This window comes from Lactiplantibacillus sp. ME-2 (genome assembly GCF_022549155.1).
Classification (GTDB): Bacteria; Bacillota; Bacilli; order Lactobacillales; family Lactobacillaceae; genus Lactiplantibacillus; species Lactiplantibacillus plantarum.
Genome location: NZ_JAKZEQ010000010.1, coordinates 62,438 through 82,199 on the forward strand (window position 1 = coordinate 62,438; position 19,762 = coordinate 82,199).

Genomic DNA, 19,762 nt, shown 5'->3' on the forward strand with positions numbered 1-19,762 from the left:
CCATTCTAAGACTTGATAACTACTTCAGTGTCACACTAATTGCCTGCTTAGCTTCGATCGGATTACCCGCAGTCACACTTTGCGTCTTGACGTAACCCGTCCCGCTAGTCGTGAGCTTAACGCCCGTCAACGTCGCAAAATCAGCCACTTCACTTGCCGACCATCCAGATAAGTTCGGCATATACATCTGCCCGTTGGTAACCAGAATGACGCGTTGACCACTTGAAACGACAGTGCCAGAAGAAATGGATTGCTTGACGACCCGACTACCCTTACCAACAACGACCACGTCAAGTCCCTGCTTCTTAGCAGCTTTCTTGGCCGCGCTAGTCGACTTACTCGTCAAATCTTTCATTTTGATCGTCGTCGCTTTAGTCTCACTCGCTTTTTGTTCTTCCAATGCCCGTTTCATCACGGTATCAAAAATCTCTGCCATGTCATCTGACGCGGAACTTCCGTTAAGTGTCGGTTGTTTCATCGTAATGTACATAATGTACTTCGGATTTTTAGCTGGCGCCATCCCGACGACCGAGTACAGATAGGTGTTGTCACCTTGCTCATACGTACTCCCGTTGCTGACCTGGGCAGTCCCAGTCTTAGCAGCAATGCGATACCCGCTGATCTTATATGATGAGCCAGTACCGTATGACTTATATACCACATCTTGCATATGATCCAACACCTTGCTGGCAGTCTTCGAACTGATTGGCTGGCTTACAACCTTCTTCTTACCCGTATAAACCGTTTTGTTGGTGTTAGGGTTAGTGATCTTGGAGATAAAGTACGGCTGTAACATCTTACCATGATTAGCAATCGCTGTGAATCCACGAAGCATCTGCATAGCGGTCACCTGAATCCCCTGACCAAAGGCCGTATCCGCTTGTTCGATTGGATACGTAAATTGAATTGAACCACTCTGCTCGTTGTCAAGACCACTATTAGTACTCTCACGCAACCCAAAGCGTTTAATGTACTTCAGCCAAGTCTTGGCCCCCATTGCTTGTTCTAGGTGGGCCATCGCCGTGTTACTTGAAAGGGCAAACCCCTTAGCATAGGTAATATTGCCCCACCCGCTCGTATTCCAATCAGGAACGGTATTATTACCGATCTTATATTCACCGGTTGGGACGGTTACATTAGCATTGTACTTACCGCTGTCGATCGCCGCTGCCATTGTAAAGACCTTCATCGTCGATCCTGGTTCATACGTGTCTTCAACCAACAAATTACGCCACATTTTAGATAGTCCGGTCTTTGTTTGCGCATTAAATGTCGGTCGCTGCGTCGTCGCCAGAATGGCACCAGTCTTCGCGTTCATCAACGTTGCTGTCATTGACTTAGGTGAGACCTTAGCGTTTACTTGTGAAACTTTAGTTTCCAGTAATGTCTGTAACTTACTATCGATGGTGGTATAAATATTATCCCCATCCTTAACCTTCTTACCAGTCTCAGTGCTACCTTGATATCCGCTCTTCGTAATCGTCTTGCGACCATCGGTTCCCGATAACTGCTTGTTAAAAGCCAACTCGATGCCCATCGACCCCGTTAACCGCGTCTGATCGGTATCCTTCTGACTCTTGGAGGTGGTCAGCCCAACCAAGTGGGAAGCAAACGTGCCGTTTGGGTAGAGCCGCGCTTCAGATTCAATAAAGTGCAGCCCAGCCACATTTTGGGCATCGATCTTTTCCTTAGTCGTCAGTGAAATATTCTTACCAGCCGTCCCAAATTCAATTTGGAACTTACCTGCGCCTTTTTGCAAGGTCGCGAGGGCTTTCTTATAGCTGATTGGCAAATACTTCGATAAGACACGCGCCGCCTTCGCATTATTTTTAACATACAGTGCCTTGCCACTAGCACTTTGCTGATTTTTCGCCATAATGGCGTAGACCGTGTACGTGCTAGTATCTTCAGCGATTGGGTCACCGTTGGCCGTATAAATAGTCCCACGTTTGGCCGTGATGGTCTGGTCTTCCGTATAAAGTTTCTTGGTGGCCTCGACCAGATTGACCCCGTTGACGTGGCGCACAATCGCGATATATGAAAAACGAATGATCAAAACACCAAAGACGGCAATCGCGCCAAAAAATAGCCATTGGCCAAAAATTCTACGATTTTGTTTTGGTGACCGTTTCGAAGTCATTCGTTGTTTGTTCTTATTCATTTGTAAACATTCCTTATGCTACCGTTGTTCAGCGATAACCCGTACTGCTTAGCAATTTTATTTAAACGGCTCCGACTTGAAAGTTCACTGATTTCTTGTTCGGCCGACGTATTTTTTGCCTGCACTTTTGTGACTTTCGTTTGCACCGTCTGTAACTGACTTTGTGCGTTACTCGTTGCAATGTTCGTTGAAACTAACATAATGGCTAATCCAAACACCACCAAACTCAAACCAACACACAATACTTTTTCAAATAATGAAAAAGCAACTCGCTGCGTCTTGATGGACGGATTCGGGGTCACAACGGTTTTTGTTTTATGTACCGGGGTGGTTGCGCCAGGAGTTTGCTGTGGCAACTCCCGCGCTAATCCATTTTGGGCCATTTTAATCACTCCTTTAATTATTCCTGAATATTATTTATTCGTTATCTTTAAACGTTCGATGGCTCGTAACTTGGCGCTGCGAGCACGACGATTAGCTTCGATTTCCGCATCGCTAGGCACGACCGGTTTACGACTGACTAAGCGGTAATCTGGTTGCATTCCAGCTGGGATAACTGGTAAACCAGGTGGCAGCTCCGGCAAATCGCTGTGCTCCTTAAAGATCGTCTTGACGAGACGATCTTCTAACGATTGGAATGTGATGACACTGACACGACCATGAACATTGATTAAATCAATCGCTTGTTCGAGCGAAGTCTCCAGTACGCCCAATTCGTTATTCACCGCAATTCGAATAGCCTGGAAAACCCGTTTAGCGGGATGACCACCCGTTCGCCGCGCTCTTGCTGGAATGGCATTCTTAATAATTTCGACCAATTGCCCCGTCGTCACGATCGGCTGAACCGCCCGTTCACGCTCAATCAACCGTGCGACTTGTTTAGAAAACTTCTCCTCACCATAGCGATAGAAAATACGAACCAAGTCCGCATAGGGCCAAGTATTGACAACTGTTTGAGCAGTTAATTTCTGACTCTGATCCATCCGCATATCTAACGGCGCATCATGTTGATACGAGAAGCCGCGGGCAGCATCATCAAATTGTGGCGACGAAACGCCGAGATCATAAACTACCCCGTCAACGTGGTCAAGGCCCCGAGCATCTAGTTCAGTCTTCAAGTTGGCAAAGTTACTTTTGATGAACGTGACCTGACCACGTTCAAGATAAGTCGCTAAGTTACTTTGGTTATAATCGATTGCGGTTTGATCCTGGTCAAAGCTATACAAGTGGCCTTCCGGACCTAACTGTTGCAAAATTTCACGAGAATGACCACCGCCACCTAACGTACAGTCCACGTAGATGCCATCCGGCCGGACGTTTAACGCGGCGATTGCTTCATGCAAAAGTACCGTTGTGTGTTCAAATGTTGCCACGCGTGCGCCCCCTTCCTAAATTATTATTGTTATTTAAAAATCAATCAAGTTTTCTGCAAGATCATCGAAGTTCGCTGCGGTCTCCGTCTCAAACTGTTGCCAGTGTTCGGCACCCCAGATTTCAAATCGGTCAGAAACTCCGACGATCACACATTGCTTTTCCAACTTTGCATATTGTCTCAAGGTTGCAGGTATCATGACCCGTCCCTGTTTGTCTAATTCACATTCAGCAGCAGCAGCATAGAAAAAACGGACAAACGCTCGCGCATCCTTGCGAGTTAGTGGTAAATCATCTAACTGTGCTTGAAGCGTTGCCCACCGTTCAGCGGGATAGCCAAAAATACAACCATCCATCCCACGAGTAATGACAAACGAAGTGCCCAATAGCTCACGAAACTTGGCAGGAATGATTAGTCGCCCTTTCGCATCTAAGGCATGTTCAAACTCTCCGAAAAACATCTTAGACGCCACGGCCAATCAACCCCTTTCATTAAACATAATTCAAGTCTACCACACCCCCCCACTTCCTACCACATCGTTTTGTTACTTTTCCAAATTGTTAACAAAATATCAAAAAAAGTCCCACCTAACGTTAGTTTCGTTAGGTGGGACTTAGTGGGGGACATTTTTACGATGTTAAAAAGAAGTGGCTGCCAAGTGCTAGGATATAGACGACGAGTGTCAATAATTCCGCTCCCCGCCAATAGAGCTTAAAAAAGCGCCAGTAAAGGATTTCTCCGCGTTCAACAGCTTCAATCAGTGTTAAACCGATCCCCAAAATCATTAGGGACAACACTTCGTACGGTGCCAGCGAACTATCCGTTGCTTGCAGTGTCAGAAAGTGGGTGAAAACAATTAAAAATGGCGGCCAAAAATCCAACAATCTTAATCCATGTGGCCAAACGCGGTGTGCAACCCGTTTAGCACCTAAAATGATCATCGAGATGGCGGCTAAAAATACCAGCTGCCCATACCAAGTGGTCCATAAATCTCGCATATGCGTACTTGCCTCCCCATTAGTGTCGGGTTAAATTATAGAGATTATCGTTAAACTTTTCAATCATCTGTGACAGCCCTATAATAAACATAAACTATTACTGGAGGGATGACCGTTGTTACAATACTTTACCACTGGTAAAAATGGCCTTTTGACTACGCCGGACGACCATCACGATCAGCCATACTGGATCAACGTTGAACGCCCGACCTCAACTGAAATCGACCAACTGGTCACACAATTTGATCTTCCCAAAGATTACTTAACTGCCATCCTCGACGATGCGGAGGTTTCACGAGCCGAGCAATTATCAACCACGCAATCCAGTCAACCAATCTTAATCGTGATGCAGTATCCCAAACTCACGACGAGTAAGCTGGGTTACCTTGAATTTCAAGTCTATCCCTTCGCCTTGATTTTAGTGGATCAAGTGGTCATTACCGTCAGTAATTACCCGGCTAGTTTTATTCAAGACTTTGTGATGGACCCGGCCTCTTCTAAGCTAAGTCTGGATAATCACGAAGATTTTGTGCTGACTATCATGTGGTACATCGAGCACAGTTTTGTGACCGCACTCGAATTGATCAACCAACGGACAAGCGCCCTGGAAAGCCGTTTGAATCAAGCTACTCACAACGTGGAACTCTTTACCATTATGGCTTACCAAAAATCCTTGATTCGTTTTAAGGCCGCCCTTAATCAGAACACACCCACGCTTGACGCGGTTGAAACTTCGATCACCCATTTCAACGCACCTAATCACCAATCACTCACCGATGATATTAAGATTGAGACCCAGCAAGCGAGTGACATGGCTGAAACGACCAATCAGATTTTGCAGCAATATAGTCAATTAGTGGGTTCAGTAATTTCCAATAATTTGAATGATGTCATGAAATTTCTGACCTCACTCACGATGGTGTTGACGATTCCAACGATTATCGGTGGAATCTATGGCATGAACGTCAAATTACCTGGTGCCGGTCTCGTCCACGCTTTCACTTGGCTGATGCTAGGAACGATTATTCTTTGCATTATTAGTATCGAATATTTACGAAACCATGACTATTTTTAATTTCAATTGAAAAAAAACTGATTCCACGTTAAACTATGAAAGAATTACTCGTAAAGTGTGGTGCATACAACCATAATGAAGAAAAAATCAACTTTTCAAAAAATTACGATGGTCGTTATCTGGTTAATGATCATTTCTACCATTGGGTCATTGGTGCTTACCGCCTTATCTGGGTTAGGTTTACTAACCTTCTAGGTTAAACACCTTGCGAACCACGAATGGTTGCAATACTTACCAAGAAAAAAGTTACGCTTGCTCACAACAAGCGTAACTTTTTTTATTACTGGTGGATCACTCAGCCATGGTCGGCAAGCCTAGCCACCAACTTCTGAGACAATGTGAATTAAAAAAATCACGCATTTGTCTCTGAAAAAGGTTCCAACCGTTAGTCAAATCTGGCTAACGATTGAAACCTTTACTTTAACGTCGATTATTCAATCGTATCGGCAGCGCCACCATGTGAAGTCATGCCATTCAAATGATGCCCACCAATCTTACTGGACGCTAAGCGTCATTACCCGACGCGGGCGCTTCGTCGGCCGATTTTTGGCGGTAAACCTTACGTGGCTTACTCCCCTCCGAAGGGCCCACCACGCCGCGTTCCTCCATTTCGTCGACGATCCGTGCTGCCCGGTTATACCCGATACGGAAGCGTCGTTGGAGCATCGAGACACTGGCGGACTGTTGATCAGTCACCAATTCAACGGCTTCGGCATAATACTCATCCTCACCGTCACGAGGGTCCCCACTACCAGCGGCATCCGTCTCGTCATCCTTGACCAGCATACTATCGTCATAATCAGCCGTCTGTTGGGCTTTGATAAAGTTGACAACTTCTTCAACATCATGGTCAGAAATATAAGCACCCTGCACGCGCAGTGGCTTATTCATGCCCATTGGCTGATACAGCATGTCCCCACGACCAAGTAGCTTTTCAGCACCGTTACTATCAATAATTGTCCGCGAATCCGTCCCACTTGAAACGGCAAATGCCATCCGTGACGGTACATTGGCTTTAATTAATCCGGTAATAACATCTACCGACGGCCGTTGTGTTGCCAAAATCATATGAATACCGGCTGCCCGGGCCATTTGACCCAAGCGAATAATGGCATCCTCCACTTCGCTCGAAGTGACCATCATTAAATCGGCTAATTCATCGACGACCACCACAATGTATGGTAAGACGGGCCGTGACTGCCCATCAGCCGCATTTTGTTGACGGATATATTGGTTGTACCCCTGCATGTTACGCTGCTTGGAATCCGCGAACAATTCATAGCGTCGCTCCATCTCGGCAACGACCTTATGCAACGCCCGGGCCGCCTTCTTCGGTTCCGTGACTACGGGCGTCAACAGATGTGGAATCCCATTGTAAACCCCTAATTCAACCTTTTTAGGGTCAATCAGCATAAACTTAACTTGACTTGGTTTCGTGTTCATCAGTAGCCCCGTGATCATCACGTTAATGGCAACCGACTTCCCACTCCCAGTTGAACCAGCAATCAGTAGGTGCGGCATTTTAGACAAGTCGGCAACGACTAAATTACCAGAAACATCACGGCCGAGCGGTACGGCCAACGGTTTGGTCGGGTGCGCTGGTTGGGCCTCAACGATATCCCGAAATGACACTGTTGAAATCTGTTTATTTGGCACTTCGATTCCAATCAATGATTTACCGGGAATGGGCGCTTCGATTCGAAGATCCTTCGCTGCCAGCGCTAACGCTAAGTCGTCCGCTAAATTGACGACCTTGCTGACCTTGACCCCAACAGCTGGATGTAACTCATACTTCGTTACGGATGGCCCTAAGCTGACATTCTTCACTTCAACTTGAACACCGAAACTTGCCAACGTGGTTGTTAGCTTCTGCGAGTTACTCTCAATCGTTGCGTACTCAGCACTCTGATCCGTTTTTGGAATCTTCGTCAATAGTGTTGACTCTGGCAACTGGTAGTCCGCATCATCCATCACTTCAGTCCCTTGGAGTTCTTGTTCATGATCAACCGTAGCAGCTGAAGTTGGGGATTTTATGGGTGAGGCTTCACGATCACTAGCCACCGTGATATTCAAGTCGGCAGGCGAGCTCGTAACTGCACTGGCTGCTGAGTCCGGCGCCGAAGTCCCGCTCGTTGTCTCAGCAGGGGCTGCTGACTGTGGTACGGTTGACGTTGGCTGCTTCTCAGTACTTGCCGCTTGATTGGCGCGCACTTGTTGGTGAACCCGCCAACGGGCAATTTGAACCCGGAGCACGTGCGTCAGCCATTCATAACCGGATCGCAGTTGCTGGCCCAATTGCATCAAGGCCTGACGCAACGCTTGCATCGTCTTATGGAACGGCAAATCAAAGGTAATGTAGATACTGGCAACCATCAGGATCAGTGCGATCAAAATTGTCCCGACATTAGCCAATAGTGGATAAGTGACACTATAGCCAGCAGCGCCGACTAATCCGCCACCAAGATTACTGGCCATGCCCCCCTTGGCAAAATCATTTTTGATCAGATTCCACGTCAACGACCAAAAATCGGTATGGTGATTCAATTGATTAAACATCGGGATCTCTAATAGCAATAAGTAACTGAAGAAAAACAAGTTACCACCGACCCACCACCGCCAAGTCAGTCGTGGCCACCGACCAAAAATCATCAAATATCCCATGACGAGGAGTGTTAGCCCGGCAAAAATCTGGTAGGCATTCCCAGCAATGGCTCGGAAAAACTCTGCGAATACCATGCCCACTAACCCCACCTTCAACAAGGCGAGGATCGTGACCAATAGTCCAATCAGGCCAATGACATTCCCCGTCATCTGCCGCTTAGCCGCAACCGTCGGCTTCTTTTTGCGCGTCGAGGTCCGGCGCTTTTTTGTTGTTGCTTGTCTACGCGCCACGCTTCGTTCATCCTTTCTCAATTAATACTGTCTTCATTATAACAAACTCAAGTTCCCCCGTCCCCATCAAAAAACGCACCCTAACGTTTAGCGCTAGTGCACGTTCTGTTGGTTACTTCAACTTATCATTTTCATAGTGGTGCGACCGTTCAAGGTTCGGGAATTGTTGTTGCCGCAGGGCTTCATAAATCACAATCGCAGCCGAATTCGATAAATTCAAGGCTCGAATATGTGAATCATCTTGAGGAATCCGAATGGCCTTTTCGGGATATTTGCGCATAAATGGTTCTGGTAACCCTGTCGTTTCCTTACCAAATAAGAAATAGTGATCCTTACCCGTATCACTATAATCAACATCCGTATAGTCATGTTCAGCAAATTTAGACACTAAGTACAACTGATTTAAATCAGGAATACTAGCTAAAAAATCTTGCAAGTCAGCATGATAAGTAATATCGACACTATCCCAGTAGTCCAAGCCAGCCCGTTTTAAGTGCTTATCATCAATTTTGAAGCCCAACGGTTCAATCAGATGCAAGGCCGTATCCGTTCCGGCACACGTCCGGGCAATATTACCAGTATTCGCTGGCATTAACGGTTCAAATAACGCAATGTGATTTGTCAAAATAATCGTCCTCATTCATATTAGTCTCTACGCCATGTTCATTCATAGCAATCCTATTAATCATACCATGTCTATGGTTCAACAGCGAACTTTGAAACTAAAAAATGCTTTGTTCGCATTCTTAACCAATCTTTCCTATACTAATCACCGTACGTGCCGGAGGGCGGAACAGGACGCACACTGGCTGACGAACACCAATCTAAACCTGACACGTTGTCATCATGATTCATGCCGGATTAACACGTACAAGGCAGCATTCGAATCATTTTATAACTCGAGGAGGAATTATCTATGAAAATTATGATTATTGGCGCAACCGGAATGGCTGGCTCAGCCATCACCAAACTAGCACTTGAACGGAACCACACCGTCGTGGCCATCGGACGTTCTGAAGAAAAGCTAGCCGCTCTACCGGCTAACCCAAATTTGCAGACCAAAGCTAAAGACGCTTTCGATCTCACACTATCTGAGCTACAGGCGGTTGACGTGGTCGTTGACGCAATGGCGACTAGTCCTGATAAGGCTTACCGACACGTGGGTCTGGCAACTAAGCTGATCGCTCAGCTCCGCGAACAACAGCGGCCACGTCTCCTCTTCATCTTAGGGGCCGGTAGTTTAACAACTGGTGATGATCAACACCTCTTCGTGCACGACATTGAAAGTAATCCCGCCAATGCTGCCTTCGTCGCTATTCCGCAAAACCAACTGGCCGAGCTGACCTTCTTACGAACCGTCACCAACGTCGATTGGGTTGGAATTTCCCCGGCCGCCAATTTCACAGCAGGTCCTGCTACCCCGGCCCAGTACGGCCATGACACATTACTGACGAACACTACTGGTGAATCAGTGACCAATAGTGGCACGATGGCGGTAGCCGTTTTAAACGAACTGGAAACGCCCAAACATCATCAAGAACGCTTTACAGTCGCTAACCAGTAAACGTCTTGCCTAGCAGCGCTAAAATATCGAGTGGCAGCCAAACCACAAGCCGAGCGCTACTTGAGCAATTTAGTTAACTGTGACGCGCTTTAAATAAGACCAATTAATCCCGCCAGAATCTGACGGGATTTTTGTGGCGTCGCAATTGCTGGCAGTATTTAACAGCTAAGTGCTGCCACCGCCCCATCTCTCCTCATTGCGACAGTCGTAGCCAACATTGTCACTAACCAGTTGGTTGCATTACACCGCCAGTTAACGCCCTCACCGACCTTTAATTAATTCTTCACCAAAGCATGCTAAACTATTGCCATGTTTATTTGAAAGTGGGGATACCATGAATAACCGTTTATCAGGACGGAATTTACTCTTCATCGGCACCATGTTATTTGGACTATTTTTCGGTGCTGGTAACTTGATTTTTCCAATTTTTCTGGGCCAGCAAGCCGGCCAACACGTTGGTGCGGCCATTATCGGACTATTGATCACCGGGATTGGACTTCCATTACTAGGCGTGATCGGCATGGGGCTGACGCGCAGTCAGGGCGTATTTGACCTGGCAACAAACGTTAGCCGATCATACGCGTATGTCTTCACCGTACTGCTTTACTTTACCCTCGGGCCACTTTTTGCAATGCCACGATTAGCAACTACGGCCTTTCAGATTGGACTGGCCCCCTTCTTAACCACCAAATTACAACCCGTGGTGCTATTGGGCTTCTCCGTTGCTTTTTTCGTCGTCACTTGGTTACTGGCTCGTAATCCCGGTAAGATTATGACCTATGTTGGTAAGTGGCTGACACCCATCTTTTTGCTATTATTAGGTGCCTTAATGCTTGTCGCTATCATTAAGCCACTGGGATCACTTAACGTCGCGGCGAGTGGCGCCTATGTCAGCCATCCAGTTCTAACTGGTTTTACTGAAGGCTACAACACGATGGATGCGTTAGCCTCGCTAGCTTTTGGCATCGTCGTGATTGATGCGATTCGCGACCTCGGTGTCCGTGATCCGGGGCAAATCGCAACTGATACCATTAAAGCAGGCCTAATCAGCATGAGTTTAATGGCAGTCATCTATGGTCTGCTGGCGATTATGGGTACCATGAGCTTAGGTCGCTTTGCTCCAGCTGCCAATGGGGGGATTACCTTAGCTCAAATTGCCGATGCCTACTTCGGCCGATTCGGTAATGTTTTACTAGCTCTAATTGTCATCATCGCTTGCTTAAAAACTGCCATTGGCCTCACTTCTGCTTTCGGTGATACGTTGCATGGCATGTTTCCTAAGATTTCCTACCATTGGCTGATCACCATCGCTTGTCTCATTCCAGCCATTCTTGCTAACGTTGGGCTAACTGAAATGATTACTTATTCAACCCCAGTGCTGATGTTTCTCTACCCGCTCGCAATCGTGTTAATCATACTGGCAGTACTGGCACCATGGCTTGGGATGTCCCGCTGGTTATATGGAATGACAACTGTCTGGACCATGATTCCGGCCATTCTTGCCGGCATTAACGCTATGCCATCCGCCTGGGTACAAGCATCCTGGTTGCAAGCTTTGCTTCATCTCAACGCGTGGCTACCGCTTGCCAATCTAGGGTTAGGCTGGAGTGTACCCGCACTGCTAGGTTTCGGTTTAGGGTGGTTGATCAGCCGTAAACAACCATCTGCTTCTAAATTGCATTAATATAGCGTCACATATAAAATAGCGGACCTTCTGATAGCCATCCACGACTTTTCAGAAGGTCCGCTTTAAATTACGAGAGCCATGCCAATTGACTGGTTGCCATTGAACCTCACCGGTGAATCATGGCATTATTCAGGACTGGTATGAATGCAATAGCAACACATGGTCACACCTCACCGTCAGCTTTTGAAGACACAAAAAAACGTAGTATTTCGGTGTGGGCACGGCGAAACGCTACGTTAATGAAGTACAACTCGGTAGTCACCAACGACATGTCGATGTTAACTACCAAACGATTTCTCAAAGGTTATCTTAACACCGGCGTTTCAATCATGCAAGCACCCGCGCTAACCTTTTTGCATCGTTAATAAACTCACATCAACGGTAATCTTAGTTAACCCCTGCCGTTTAGCGGTTGCGAGCTGCTCAGCATCCGCACCCCAGTGCAGCGGTGTCATGACTAATAAGTCGTTAAAGTCAATGTTATCAAGCGCAACTTGGTATTGAATTCGTTGCCGCTTAGCAGTGGGATAGTGCTGGGCAAACAGATCTAACACCCGTTGATTATCATACTGATACTGTCGATCAGTCGGTTTAAATAGTAAATGACGCAGTTCAACTAAGTACTCAGGATTTGGCACGATCTTCAATAACTGTCCACCGGGCGCAAGGACCCGTTCAAACTCTTGGTAAGCGGATGGTGAGAAGACATCCATAATGGCCGTGAATGCCCCATCGGTAAAGGGTAATTGGGCCAAATCGGCCACACAATAATAAGCAGTCGTCGTCAATTGGGTCGCTAAGTTAACCCCATCCTTACTAATGTCAAAACCAATCCCCACGTCTTCAGAATTGGCATGCATTGTCAACAAATCAGCTAGGGGGGTGCCTTCACCGCTACCAATATCTAAGATTCGTTGCGCCGTTTTTGGCAATGCCGCATTAATGGCTTGGACAATGGGGCCGAAAAAACCAGCTTGCAAAACTCGGCGCCGCGATGCCAGCATGTTAGCATCGTACTCGCTAGCGACTTGATGCGTTAGAAAATACAACGTCCCTTTTTTTGAAAAATCTACTTGATGCCCATTAGGACAACATAAGCTGTGGCCGTCAATTGTCACGTATGCTTGATTACAAACTAAGCATCGAAAGCGATCGATATTTGCCTGAACAAACTGGATGCCGCGGTCAATTTTTTTCACAGGTGTCACCTTACCTTGGTTAATTTTATCATTAGGCGTCCCATATCCAAGCGATGCTTTCCAGCTTACCTGAAACTATGGATTCACGATGACAACATCGTGTAAAGGACGTATGTTCAATCATACCATATCGGGGCGGACAAAATAGTAGCTGTTACGATTTAGGTGTGGTATCTTATTAACTGTTCTAAAGGCTGACTTAAATTGTCAAAATGAATTTGCTACCGAATGGCATGAATTTAATGACATAAAGGAGACTCATTCAGATGGCAAAGAAATCAAAAATTGCGAAAGAAAAACGCATCGAAGCAACCGTGGCTAAGTATGCCGAACGACGCCAAGCACTTAAAGCTGCTGGCAACTATACCGAATTGGCAAAATTACCACGTAATGCTTCACCCGTGCGTATTCATCGGCGCGACTCACTTGACGGTCGACCACATGCTTACCTACGTAAGTTCGGCATGTCGCGCCTTAACTTTCGTCGCTTAGCGCACGCTGGTCAAATTCCAGGTGTTAAAAAAGCAAGCTGGTAAAGTGACAACTGGCGTGATATTCACTAATGATTAGTAACATCACCATTCAGTTAAATTAAAAAGGTTCCACAGAATTGTCATCAGACTTCTGTGGAACCTTTTTAATTTGGCGTTATTGGTTTAATCGCGTTTCAGCGCCATCTGAGTAGCCAACAATTACCTTACTTGTTAGTTTGATCAGTTGATGGGGTTGCTTCAGCCTCATACAATCCCGAAGACCGTCGATACCAGTCAAACAGATGTGTCCACAAAACTTTCAAGATCGCATAGCCTGGAATCCCGAAAATAACCCCCATCAACCCGAAGATTTTACCAGCCGCTAATAGGACGACTAAAATCGTAATCGGATGAATAGCTAAGCTACTCCCTAAGACTAACGGTGAGATAAAGCGGCCTTCAATCGTTTGTTCAATGACGAAGACAATCAGAACTTGGACCAACATCCATGGTGAGGTGACTAACGCAATGACCACTGAAGGCACCATTGCGAGAAAAGACCCTAAATATGGAATCAAATTTAAGATTCCAGCCGCAATTCCCAACGTCAGCGCAAATTTCAAGCCAATAATACTGTAACCAACCGCAAACATCACGGCAACAAAGAACGCCACGGTCAATTGACCACGAATATAATTACTGACCTGTGAATTGATTTCTGTCAAAACTTCTAAGAATCCTGAGCGCGCTTTGGTAGGTACAAACTTAGCCATATACTTCGGTAGTTGATGACCATCGCGCAATAGGTAAAAAAGAATAAACGGCATTGTTATCAACCCAATGATGACGGTCGTTACGGTACTAAATACGCCTGTAAGTGAAGTCACCGTCCCGGTCAAATACTTCGAAAAGCGGCCACTCACTAGCTTACTGAGATCCGTGTTCCAACTTTCAAGTTGGTCACGGATACTACTGAGTTGCGGATCATTGAGCCAGCGATTAACTTCAGTACTGGCATTTTTCCAATAATTGGGCCAATCATTGATAATTGATAAAGTTTGATCGCGAATCGTTGGGATAATCGCAATAATGCCTAACGCCAACAGCGCGACAACCACAATAAACAAACCAATGATCGTCCAGGTTCGTCGTACGCGAAAACGCTTTTCTAGCCAGTCAACAAGTGGATTAAGCAAGTAGTACAGCACACCGGCCAAAATAATCGGCAAACCCACGATGCTAAAAAATTGCCGGACCGGATCTAATAGCCAATCGACTTGCTTGCCCATAAAGAAGATCGTCAATACTAATAAAATAACGACCAAAATCCGAATGAGCCGTTGCGCTGACCACCGTTGTTTCTGTGAATCAGGTTTCAAACAATCCCTCCTTCCTAAGCCTGATACGTAATAACGCTACCGACCTTGATTGTTGGTAACTGGTTTGGTGTCAAATAAATGCCGTTTTCCATTGGTTTGGCAGGTACTGGTTTGAAGTACAACGTCGCGTGCCCAATTGACGTTAAATTAGCTTCCACTAGTCCCCCTGCAAAGGCCACCGTATAAGTTTGTCGATCGATCGTAATGGTGCTACCAGCAACTAACGACAGACTCGCGATGGGCTGCTCAAATTTCTGAATCACCGCGATTTGCTGTAATGGTGCCGTGGCCGTTTCATCGAATAAAACTAAAATTGGTTCCTTGGAATCGATAGCATTCGCACCAATCGATTGTACTGTTGCAGTTATTGTCATATTGAGACCCCCATCGGTTAATTAATTGCTTTAATTGTAGCATAGTCCTAATCACAGACGCCAATTTGTCATCGCTTACACGGGCCATATCTATGCTATACTTGAATTATCTATCAAGGAGGTTTGTTATCATGCAAGAACGCATTTTATTCGGAACATATACGAAAAAAACAAGCCAAGGGATTTACCAAGGAACCCTTGACACCACTGCCAAAACCTTAACCAACGATGGCTTACTGGCAGCCACTCAAAATCCCACCTATTTGGCCCTCTCAGCTAAGGATTGCCTATACAGTGTCGATAAGGAAGATGACGAGGGCGGTATCGCTGCTTGGCAAATCGACGGGCAAACTGCTCACAAACTAAACACCGTTGTCGCACCTGGCACCCCACCAGCTTACGTTGCTGTCGATGAGGCCCGGCAACTCGTCTACAGTGCCAACTATCATAAGGGAACGGCCGAAGTCATGAAAATTGCTGCTGATGGCGCGCTGACTTTGACCGATACTGTTCAACATAGTGGCCATGGCCCTCGTCCTGAACAAGACGGCTCCCATATTCATTACACCGACCTCACGCCAGATAATCGCTTAGCCGTAATCGATTTAGGTAGCGATAAGGTCTATGTCTATAACGTCAGCGACGCCGGTCAGTTAAGTGAACAATCCGTGCTCACTATGGAAGCTGGCTTTGGACCACGTCACCTCGTATTCAGTCCAGACGGCCAATACGCCTTCTTAGCTGGTGAATTATCGAGTCAGATTGCGAGCTTAAAATATGACGCCCAAACTGGTGCCTTTACGCAGCTTGGCATTGTGAAGACCATTCCTGCCGACTACACGGCGCACAACGGTGCCGCAGCCATCCGCTTAAGTCACGACGGTCATTTTCTCTACGTCTCCAATCGTGGCTACAATACGTTAGCTGTCTTTGCAGTAACCGCCGACGGTCATTTGACCCTGATTCAGCAAATCAGTACGGAAGGTGACTTCCCCCGTGATTTTGATTTAGATCCAACTGAAGCCTTTGTCGTGGTCGTTAATCAAAACACTGATAATGCCACTTTGTATGCACGCGACTTAACGAGTGGTAAACTAAGTCTATTACAAAAGGACGTTACTGTGCCTGAAGGCGTTTGCGTCCGTTTCTAGTAAAGGATGAAACTCATGTTATTAAAAGAAGTCTGTGTTGAAAATTACACTAACATTCCCGCAGCCATTGCGGCCGGTGCCAATCGGATCGAACTCAACGATAACCTATCCGTTGGCGGTACAACGGTCAGTCGTGGTGTAATGGCTGAGGCAGCCAAGTATACCAGTGAACATCACGTGCCCCTAGTGACCATGATTCGCCCCCGTGGTGGCAATTTCGTTTATAATGATACGGAATTAAAAATCATGGAAGCGGACCTGCTACAGGCTCAATCATTAGGTGTTGATGGTGTCGCATTTGGTGCTTTGACTGCGGATAATCAGCTTGACGAAGAAGCCTTAGCGTTACTAATTGGTGCAGCCGGTGGCATGTCGATCACCTTCCACATGGCTTTTGACGCCATCCCTGAAAATCAACAAGCCGCGGCAATTGACTGGTTAGTAGACCATGACGTCGATCGCATTTTGACACATGGCGGCCCACTTGATCAGCCGATTGCTGACTGTGTCCCCCACTTGCAAACGACGATCAAACAGGCCGCTGGCCGAATTCAGATCCTACCTGGTGGTGGCATTACCACCGCCAATGTCGCCGACATCACCACAACGCTCGGCGTCAAACAGGCCCATGGGACCAAGATTATTAATTACTAAGAACTGCCAAAAAGGCGCATCTCATTTTTTGAGATGCGCCTTTTGATTGGCGAAGTAAACTAAAAAATTAGACCATTAATCACGGTTATTCAATGGTCTAATATTGGCACAAGCGCCCGCACTAAGCCAACTTGCCCTGAGCCCTCTTCCGCGAACAAATTGGTCATTGTCAACGCTGATCAATTGGCTCGTGTTCATCATCAATCATGCTAATTAGGATAAACATAAAACGGACCAAATCTTAATGGTCACTTTATGAATTGGCACGTTGATTATGAATAATTAAACGGTTAAGATCAGCCGGTAATGGTGCAAAGGTCGTGAGGGTCTGGCTAATGAATGGATCATCAAATTCCAGTTGCATGCAGTGCAGTGCTTGGCGCTGAATCCACGGGTCACGAGGACCGCCATAAAGGGCATCACCGATCAATGGATGACCGCTAGCTGCAAAGTGCACCCGAATCTGATGCGTTCGGCCGGTATGCAGCCGTACCCGGACGACTGTCATGTTACACAGCCGCTTGACCACCCAGTACTCGGTTAAAGACGGCTTACCGTCGGGACGGGTCGTTCGTTTGATAAATGAATCAGCGGCACGACCAATGGGCGCATCTAGCCACCCGTGGTCAGTCGTCAATTCACCACTGACCACGGCTAAGTACATTTTGCGCATCGCATGGGCCTTCAATTGATGATCAATAATCGAATGGGCAAAATGGTGCTTAGCGAAGAGAACGATACCGCTCGTATCCCGATCCAAACGCGTGGTGATATGCACAACCTCATTATCATAATGGGCCGCTTGATAATAACCTTTTACCCGATTCGCTAAGGTATTGTCAGGTAAGGCATGCGCCGGTACTGAGGCCACTCCTGCTGGTTTATTCACAATCAGGTAGTCACGATCCTCATATAAGATATCGATCGGCAACGTCGAGACGCCTAAGTGGTCATTACCAATTTCAGCAGGTGTGACCATCGTCACAGTCTCACCGCCTGTCAGCATATGAATCGCTAATACCGGTCGTTCATCAACGAGAATTGCCCCACCATGAAACTTAACTTTTTTCAACAAACTACGTGTCACACCATGTTGTGCCAAGAGTGTCTTAACTTTCATCGGGGTCGTCTCATGGTTGATCCAAGTAAACCTCATTGCTCGTCCAACCCGATGAAGGATGTCCCGACCCGTTGCCAGAAGCGATTATGACGATGCTGAGCAAATGCAATTCGACGATTAGCAATTGAATAACGAATTTGTTCAATTGGCCGCGGCTGCGTATCCATTTGATCAGCTGTAAAGACAAAGTGTGACTGCTGTTGTGGCCGAATCGTTATTGTTTCATACGGCGCTACGATGACTGGCGAGCCTAATGTTCGGAAGACTCGGTTGTTGATCGACGCAATCTCGGCCATTTGTAAAGCGTCCAAGCGCGGATGAATGACCGCACCACCAACTGACTTATTATAAGCCGTCGAACCAGTTGGAGTGGAGACGCATAACCCATCGCCACGAAAACGTTCAAATAGTTCATCTTGAATATAAACATCGGCAACCATGGTACTCCCAAGCTTCTTAAGCGTTGACTCGTTCAACGCCAAATAATGATCAGTCGCATCCGTATCCGCATAAGTAATATCTACAGCTAGCAAGGGATAGGTCACACTCTGGCCGTTGTCTTCCAGTAAACCGTTGATCAGTTGGTCGATTTCATAATCTCGCCAGTCCGTATAGAAGCCTAAATGGCCAGTATGCACGCCAACAAAGCGAACTTGGTCAACCATGTGACTATAGTGGTGAAACGCCGCTAAAAGCGTCCCATCGCCTCCTACCGACAAAACAATGTCTGGGTGCTCATCATCAATTTCAAACCCGGCAGCCAGCAGTTTAGTATGTAACTCACCCGCTACTTTCTTGGTATTGGCACTCGCATTTGCAAAAATCGTTACTTTCATGAATTTTGATCTTCCTTTGTCGTGTCAGGCTCATCGTTGCCCGGCCCCTTCCCATACGAGAACAAGCTCTGAGCTTCTTGAATTTCCTCACGAATTTCTGACATTTCTTTATCCAAACTAAAGGCGGCTTCCGCAGCCCGTTGTAATCGTTGACTCAAGTTTTCAGGGAAATCCCCTTGATATTTATAGTTAAGCGAATGTTCAATGGTCGCCCAGAAATTCATGGCAAGTGTCCGGACTTGGATTTCGGCCAAAATTTTCTTTTCACCACCGACCATTTGGACCGGATATTCAATCACGATATGATACGAACGGTAACCAGATGGCTTTTCATTACTAATGTAATCGCGTTCTTCCAGAATTGTCATATCCGTCCGTTTTCGCAATAAATCAACGACCTGATAGATATCCTCAACGAATTGACACATAATCCGCAAACCAGCAATATCCTGCATATCTTGTTCTAGGCGATCTTCTTGTACTTTACGTCGGGTCATCTTTTCCTTAATGCTATCAACGGGTTTGACCCGCCCCGTTACAAATTCAATCGGTTCATGCTGATTCAAATCACGAAATTGTTTGCGCATTCCCCGCAATTTAACTTTAAGCTCATCAACGGCTTGCTGATAAGGCAGTAAAAAATGATTCCAATCTTCCATCGGGGCACCTCCGTTTCAATCCATACCCTAAAATTTTACCATAAATCGTCGGAATAAAAAGTTAACGTTCTCGAGATTGAACCCTAAGTTCACTTTTTTTCCAAACTGTAATCCTAGAAACAAAATACTTTACGAATTTAGCAAATCGGTGCATGATTACGGGTGAAG

General features: G+C 46.3%; 21 protein-coding genes. 8 read left to right on the forward strand and 13 right to left on the reverse strand.

What is annotated here, in order from left to right:
• Positions 1 to 19: 19 nt before the first annotated feature.
• The 5 genes from MMY95_RS05490 to MMY95_RS05510 form a co-directional block, all read right to left on the reverse strand.
• The gene (locus MMY95_RS05490) at positions 20 to 2,161 is read right to left on the reverse strand and encodes a penicillin-binding transpeptidase domain-containing protein (protein ID WP_003640860.1); all 2,142 of its coding nucleotides are present in this window, start codon (positions 2,159 to 2,161) and stop codon (positions 20 to 22) included.
• Entirely contained in the window at positions 2,158 to 2,544 is a 387-nt protein-coding gene (gene ftsL, locus MMY95_RS05495; protein ID WP_053267803.1) for a cell division protein FtsL, read from the reverse strand. Before ftsL ends, MMY95_RS05490 begins: the two co-directional genes overlap by 4 nt.
• A 30-nt stretch (positions 2,545 to 2,574) precedes the next feature.
• A complete protein-coding gene (gene rsmH, locus MMY95_RS05500) occupies positions 2,575 to 3,534 on the reverse strand; it encodes a 16S rRNA (cytosine(1402)-N(4))-methyltransferase RsmH (protein ID WP_104795805.1) in 960 nt (319 codons plus the stop codon).
• Between the two features lie 33 nt (positions 3,535 to 3,567).
• On the reverse strand, positions 3,568 to 3,993 hold the full coding sequence (mraZ, locus tag MMY95_RS05505; RefSeq protein ID WP_003644614.1) for a division/cell wall cluster transcriptional repressor MraZ: 426 nt from the start codon (positions 3,991 to 3,993) through the stop codon (positions 3,568 to 3,570).
• 169 nt (positions 3,994 to 4,162) lie between these two features.
• The gene (locus tag MMY95_RS05510; RefSeq protein ID WP_003640864.1) at positions 4,163 to 4,531 is read right to left on the reverse strand and encodes a DUF3397 domain-containing protein; all 369 of its coding nucleotides are present in this window, start codon (positions 4,529 to 4,531) and stop codon (positions 4,163 to 4,165) included.
• Between the two features lie 115 nt (positions 4,532 to 4,646).
• Here MMY95_RS05510 and MMY95_RS05515 point away from each other — a divergent pair, with 115 nt between their 5' ends.
• Together MMY95_RS05515 and MMY95_RS05520 are read left to right on the forward strand one after the other, a co-directional pair.
• Positions 4,647 to 5,606, forward strand: a complete 960-nt coding sequence (locus tag MMY95_RS05515) for a magnesium transporter CorA family protein (protein WP_003640865.1) — start codon at positions 4,647 to 4,649, stop codon at positions 5,604 to 5,606.
• Between the two features lie 75 nt (positions 5,607 to 5,681).
• Positions 5,682 to 5,801 carry a DUF4044 domain-containing protein gene (locus MMY95_RS05520; RefSeq protein WP_003645940.1) on the forward strand — a complete coding sequence of 40 codons (120 nt, stop codon included), beginning with the start codon at positions 5,682 to 5,684 and terminating at the stop codon, positions 5,799 to 5,801.
• Between the two features lie 309 nt (positions 5,802 to 6,110).
• Here the strand turns inward: MMY95_RS05520 and MMY95_RS05525 are convergent, their stop codons facing one another.
• Both MMY95_RS05525 and MMY95_RS05530 read right to left on the reverse strand, forming a co-directional pair.
• Entirely contained in the window at positions 6,111 to 8,498 is a 2,388-nt protein-coding gene (locus tag MMY95_RS05525; protein WP_003645941.1) for a DNA translocase FtsK, read from the reverse strand.
• 112 nt (positions 8,499 to 8,610) lie between these two features.
• On the reverse strand, positions 8,611 to 9,123 hold the full coding sequence (locus MMY95_RS05530) for a tRNA (cytidine(34)-2'-O)-methyltransferase (protein ID WP_003644616.1): 513 nt from the start codon (positions 9,121 to 9,123) through the stop codon (positions 8,611 to 8,613).
• A gap of 291 nt (positions 9,124 to 9,414) precedes the next feature.
• On the opposite strand from MMY95_RS05530, the gene MMY95_RS05535 reads away from it, so the two are divergent.
• From MMY95_RS05535 to MMY95_RS05545, 3 genes are all read left to right on the forward strand, one after another.
• The gene (locus MMY95_RS05535) at positions 9,415 to 10,062 is read left to right on the forward strand and encodes an NAD(P)H-binding protein (RefSeq protein WP_202861052.1); all 648 of its coding nucleotides are present in this window, start codon (positions 9,415 to 9,417) and stop codon (positions 10,060 to 10,062) included.
• Between the two features lie 334 nt (positions 10,063 to 10,396).
• A complete protein-coding gene (gene brnQ / locus MMY95_RS05540) occupies positions 10,397 to 11,746 on the forward strand; it encodes a branched-chain amino acid transport system II carrier protein (protein ID WP_011101684.1) in 1,350 nt (449 codons plus the stop codon).
• Positions 11,747 to 11,868: 122 nt separating this feature from the next.
• Positions 11,869 to 12,114 carry a hypothetical protein gene (locus MMY95_RS05545; protein WP_015640592.1) on the forward strand — a complete coding sequence of 82 codons (246 nt, stop codon included), beginning with the start codon at positions 11,869 to 11,871 and terminating at the stop codon, positions 12,112 to 12,114.
• On the opposite strand, the gene MMY95_RS05550 is transcribed toward MMY95_RS05545, so the two are convergent.
• Positions 12,094 to 12,948 (reverse strand): methyltransferase domain-containing protein, encoded by an 855-nt coding sequence (locus MMY95_RS05550; RefSeq protein ID WP_053267802.1) that lies wholly within the window; start codon positions 12,946 to 12,948, stop codon positions 12,094 to 12,096. The genes MMY95_RS05545 and MMY95_RS05550 overlap by 21 nt on opposite strands.
• Positions 12,949 to 13,214: 266 nt before the next feature.
• On the opposite strand from MMY95_RS05550, the gene rpsN reads away from it, so the two are divergent.
• Positions 13,215 to 13,484 (forward strand): 30S ribosomal protein S14, encoded by a 270-nt coding sequence (gene rpsN, locus MMY95_RS05555; RefSeq protein WP_003640872.1) that lies wholly within the window; start codon positions 13,215 to 13,217, stop codon positions 13,482 to 13,484.
• A 161-nt stretch (positions 13,485 to 13,645) separates the two neighbouring features.
• On the opposite strand, the gene MMY95_RS05560 is transcribed toward rpsN, so the two are convergent.
• Both MMY95_RS05560 and MMY95_RS05565 read right to left on the reverse strand, forming a co-directional pair.
• Entirely contained in the window at positions 13,646 to 14,800 is a 1,155-nt protein-coding gene (locus MMY95_RS05560) for an AI-2E family transporter (RefSeq protein ID WP_003640873.1), read from the reverse strand.
• A 14-nt stretch (positions 14,801 to 14,814) separates the two neighbouring features.
• Entirely contained in the window at positions 14,815 to 15,174 is a 360-nt protein-coding gene (locus tag MMY95_RS05565) for a PTS glucitol/sorbitol transporter subunit IIA (protein ID WP_003645946.1), read from the reverse strand.
• A gap of 131 nt (positions 15,175 to 15,305) precedes the next feature.
• Between MMY95_RS05565 and MMY95_RS05570 the strand changes: the two genes are divergently transcribed.
• Together MMY95_RS05570 and MMY95_RS05575 are read left to right on the forward strand one after the other, a co-directional pair.
• Positions 15,306 to 16,325 carry a lactonase family protein gene (locus MMY95_RS05570; RefSeq protein WP_011101686.1) on the forward strand — a complete coding sequence of 340 codons (1,020 nt, stop codon included), beginning with the start codon at positions 15,306 to 15,308 and terminating at the stop codon, positions 16,323 to 16,325.
• Between the two features lie 15 nt (positions 16,326 to 16,340).
• On the forward strand, positions 16,341 to 16,979 hold the full coding sequence (locus MMY95_RS05575; protein ID WP_003644620.1) for a copper homeostasis protein CutC: 639 nt from the start codon (positions 16,341 to 16,343) through the stop codon (positions 16,977 to 16,979).
• A gap of 253 nt (positions 16,980 to 17,232) precedes the next feature.
• On the opposite strand, the gene MMY95_RS05580 is transcribed toward MMY95_RS05575, so the two are convergent.
• The 3 genes from MMY95_RS05580 to MMY95_RS05590 are packed head-to-tail and all read right to left on the reverse strand — an operon-like array spanning position 17,233 to position 19,594.
• Complete coding sequence (locus MMY95_RS05580) at positions 17,233 to 18,135, reverse strand: RluA family pseudouridine synthase (RefSeq protein ID WP_027821199.1); 903 nt, start codon at positions 18,133 to 18,135, stop codon at positions 17,233 to 17,235.
• A complete protein-coding gene (locus MMY95_RS05585) occupies positions 18,132 to 18,935 on the reverse strand; it encodes an NAD kinase (RefSeq protein WP_053267801.1) in 804 nt (267 codons plus the stop codon). The genes MMY95_RS05580 and MMY95_RS05585 overlap by 4 nt, the downstream gene beginning before the upstream one ends.
• Positions 18,932 to 19,594, reverse strand: coding sequence for a GTP pyrophosphokinase family protein (locus MMY95_RS05590; RefSeq protein ID WP_003640879.1), 663 nt, complete (start codon positions 19,592 to 19,594; stop codon positions 18,932 to 18,934). Before MMY95_RS05590 ends, MMY95_RS05585 begins: the two co-directional genes overlap by 4 nt.
• Positions 19,595 to 19,762: the final 168 nt, after the last annotated feature.

Excerpts from the sequence above, each read along its gene's own strand:
- MMY95_RS05490 (WP_003640860.1), bottom strand. The coding sequence starts at position 2,161 with ATGAATAAGAACAAACAACGAATGACTTCGAAACGGTCACCAAAACAA.
- ftsL (WP_053267803.1), bottom strand. The coding sequence starts at position 2,544 with ATGGCCCAAAATGGATTAGCGCGGGAGTTGCCACAGCAAACTCCTGGC.
- mraZ (WP_003644614.1), bottom strand. The coding sequence starts at position 3,993 with ATGTTTTTCGGAGAGTTTGAACATGCCTTAGATGCGAAAGGGCGACTA.
- MMY95_RS05510 (WP_003640864.1), bottom strand. The coding sequence starts at position 4,531 with ATGCGAGATTTATGGACCACTTGGTATGGGCAGCTGGTATTTTTAGCC.
- MMY95_RS05520 (WP_003645940.1), top strand. The coding sequence starts at position 5,682 with ATGAAGAAAAAATCAACTTTTCAAAAAATTACGATGGTCGTTATCTGG.
- MMY95_RS05535 (WP_202861052.1), top strand. The coding sequence starts at position 9,415 with ATGAAAATTATGATTATTGGCGCAACCGGAATGGCTGGCTCAGCCATC.
- brnQ (WP_011101684.1), top strand. The coding sequence starts at position 10,397 with ATGAATAACCGTTTATCAGGACGGAATTTACTCTTCATCGGCACCATG.
- MMY95_RS05545 (WP_015640592.1), top strand. The coding sequence starts at position 11,869 with ATGGCATTATTCAGGACTGGTATGAATGCAATAGCAACACATGGTCAC.
- rpsN (WP_003640872.1), top strand. The coding sequence starts at position 13,215 with ATGGCAAAGAAATCAAAAATTGCGAAAGAAAAACGCATCGAAGCAACC.
- MMY95_RS05565 (WP_003645946.1), bottom strand. The coding sequence starts at position 15,174 with ATGACAATAACTGCAACAGTACAATCGATTGGTGCGAATGCTATCGAT.
- MMY95_RS05570 (WP_011101686.1), top strand. The coding sequence starts at position 15,306 with ATGCAAGAACGCATTTTATTCGGAACATATACGAAAAAAACAAGCCAA.
- MMY95_RS05575 (WP_003644620.1), top strand. The coding sequence starts at position 16,341 with ATGTTATTAAAAGAAGTCTGTGTTGAAAATTACACTAACATTCCCGCA.
- MMY95_RS05580 (WP_027821199.1), bottom strand. The coding sequence starts at position 18,135 with ATGAGGTTTACTTGGATCAACCATGAGACGACCCCGATGAAAGTTAAG.
- MMY95_RS05585 (WP_053267801.1), bottom strand. The coding sequence starts at position 18,935 with ATGAAAGTAACGATTTTTGCAAATGCGAGTGCCAATACCAAGAAAGTA.
- MMY95_RS05590 (WP_003640879.1), bottom strand. The coding sequence starts at position 19,594 with ATGGAAGATTGGAATCATTTTTTACTGCCTTATCAGCAAGCCGTTGAT.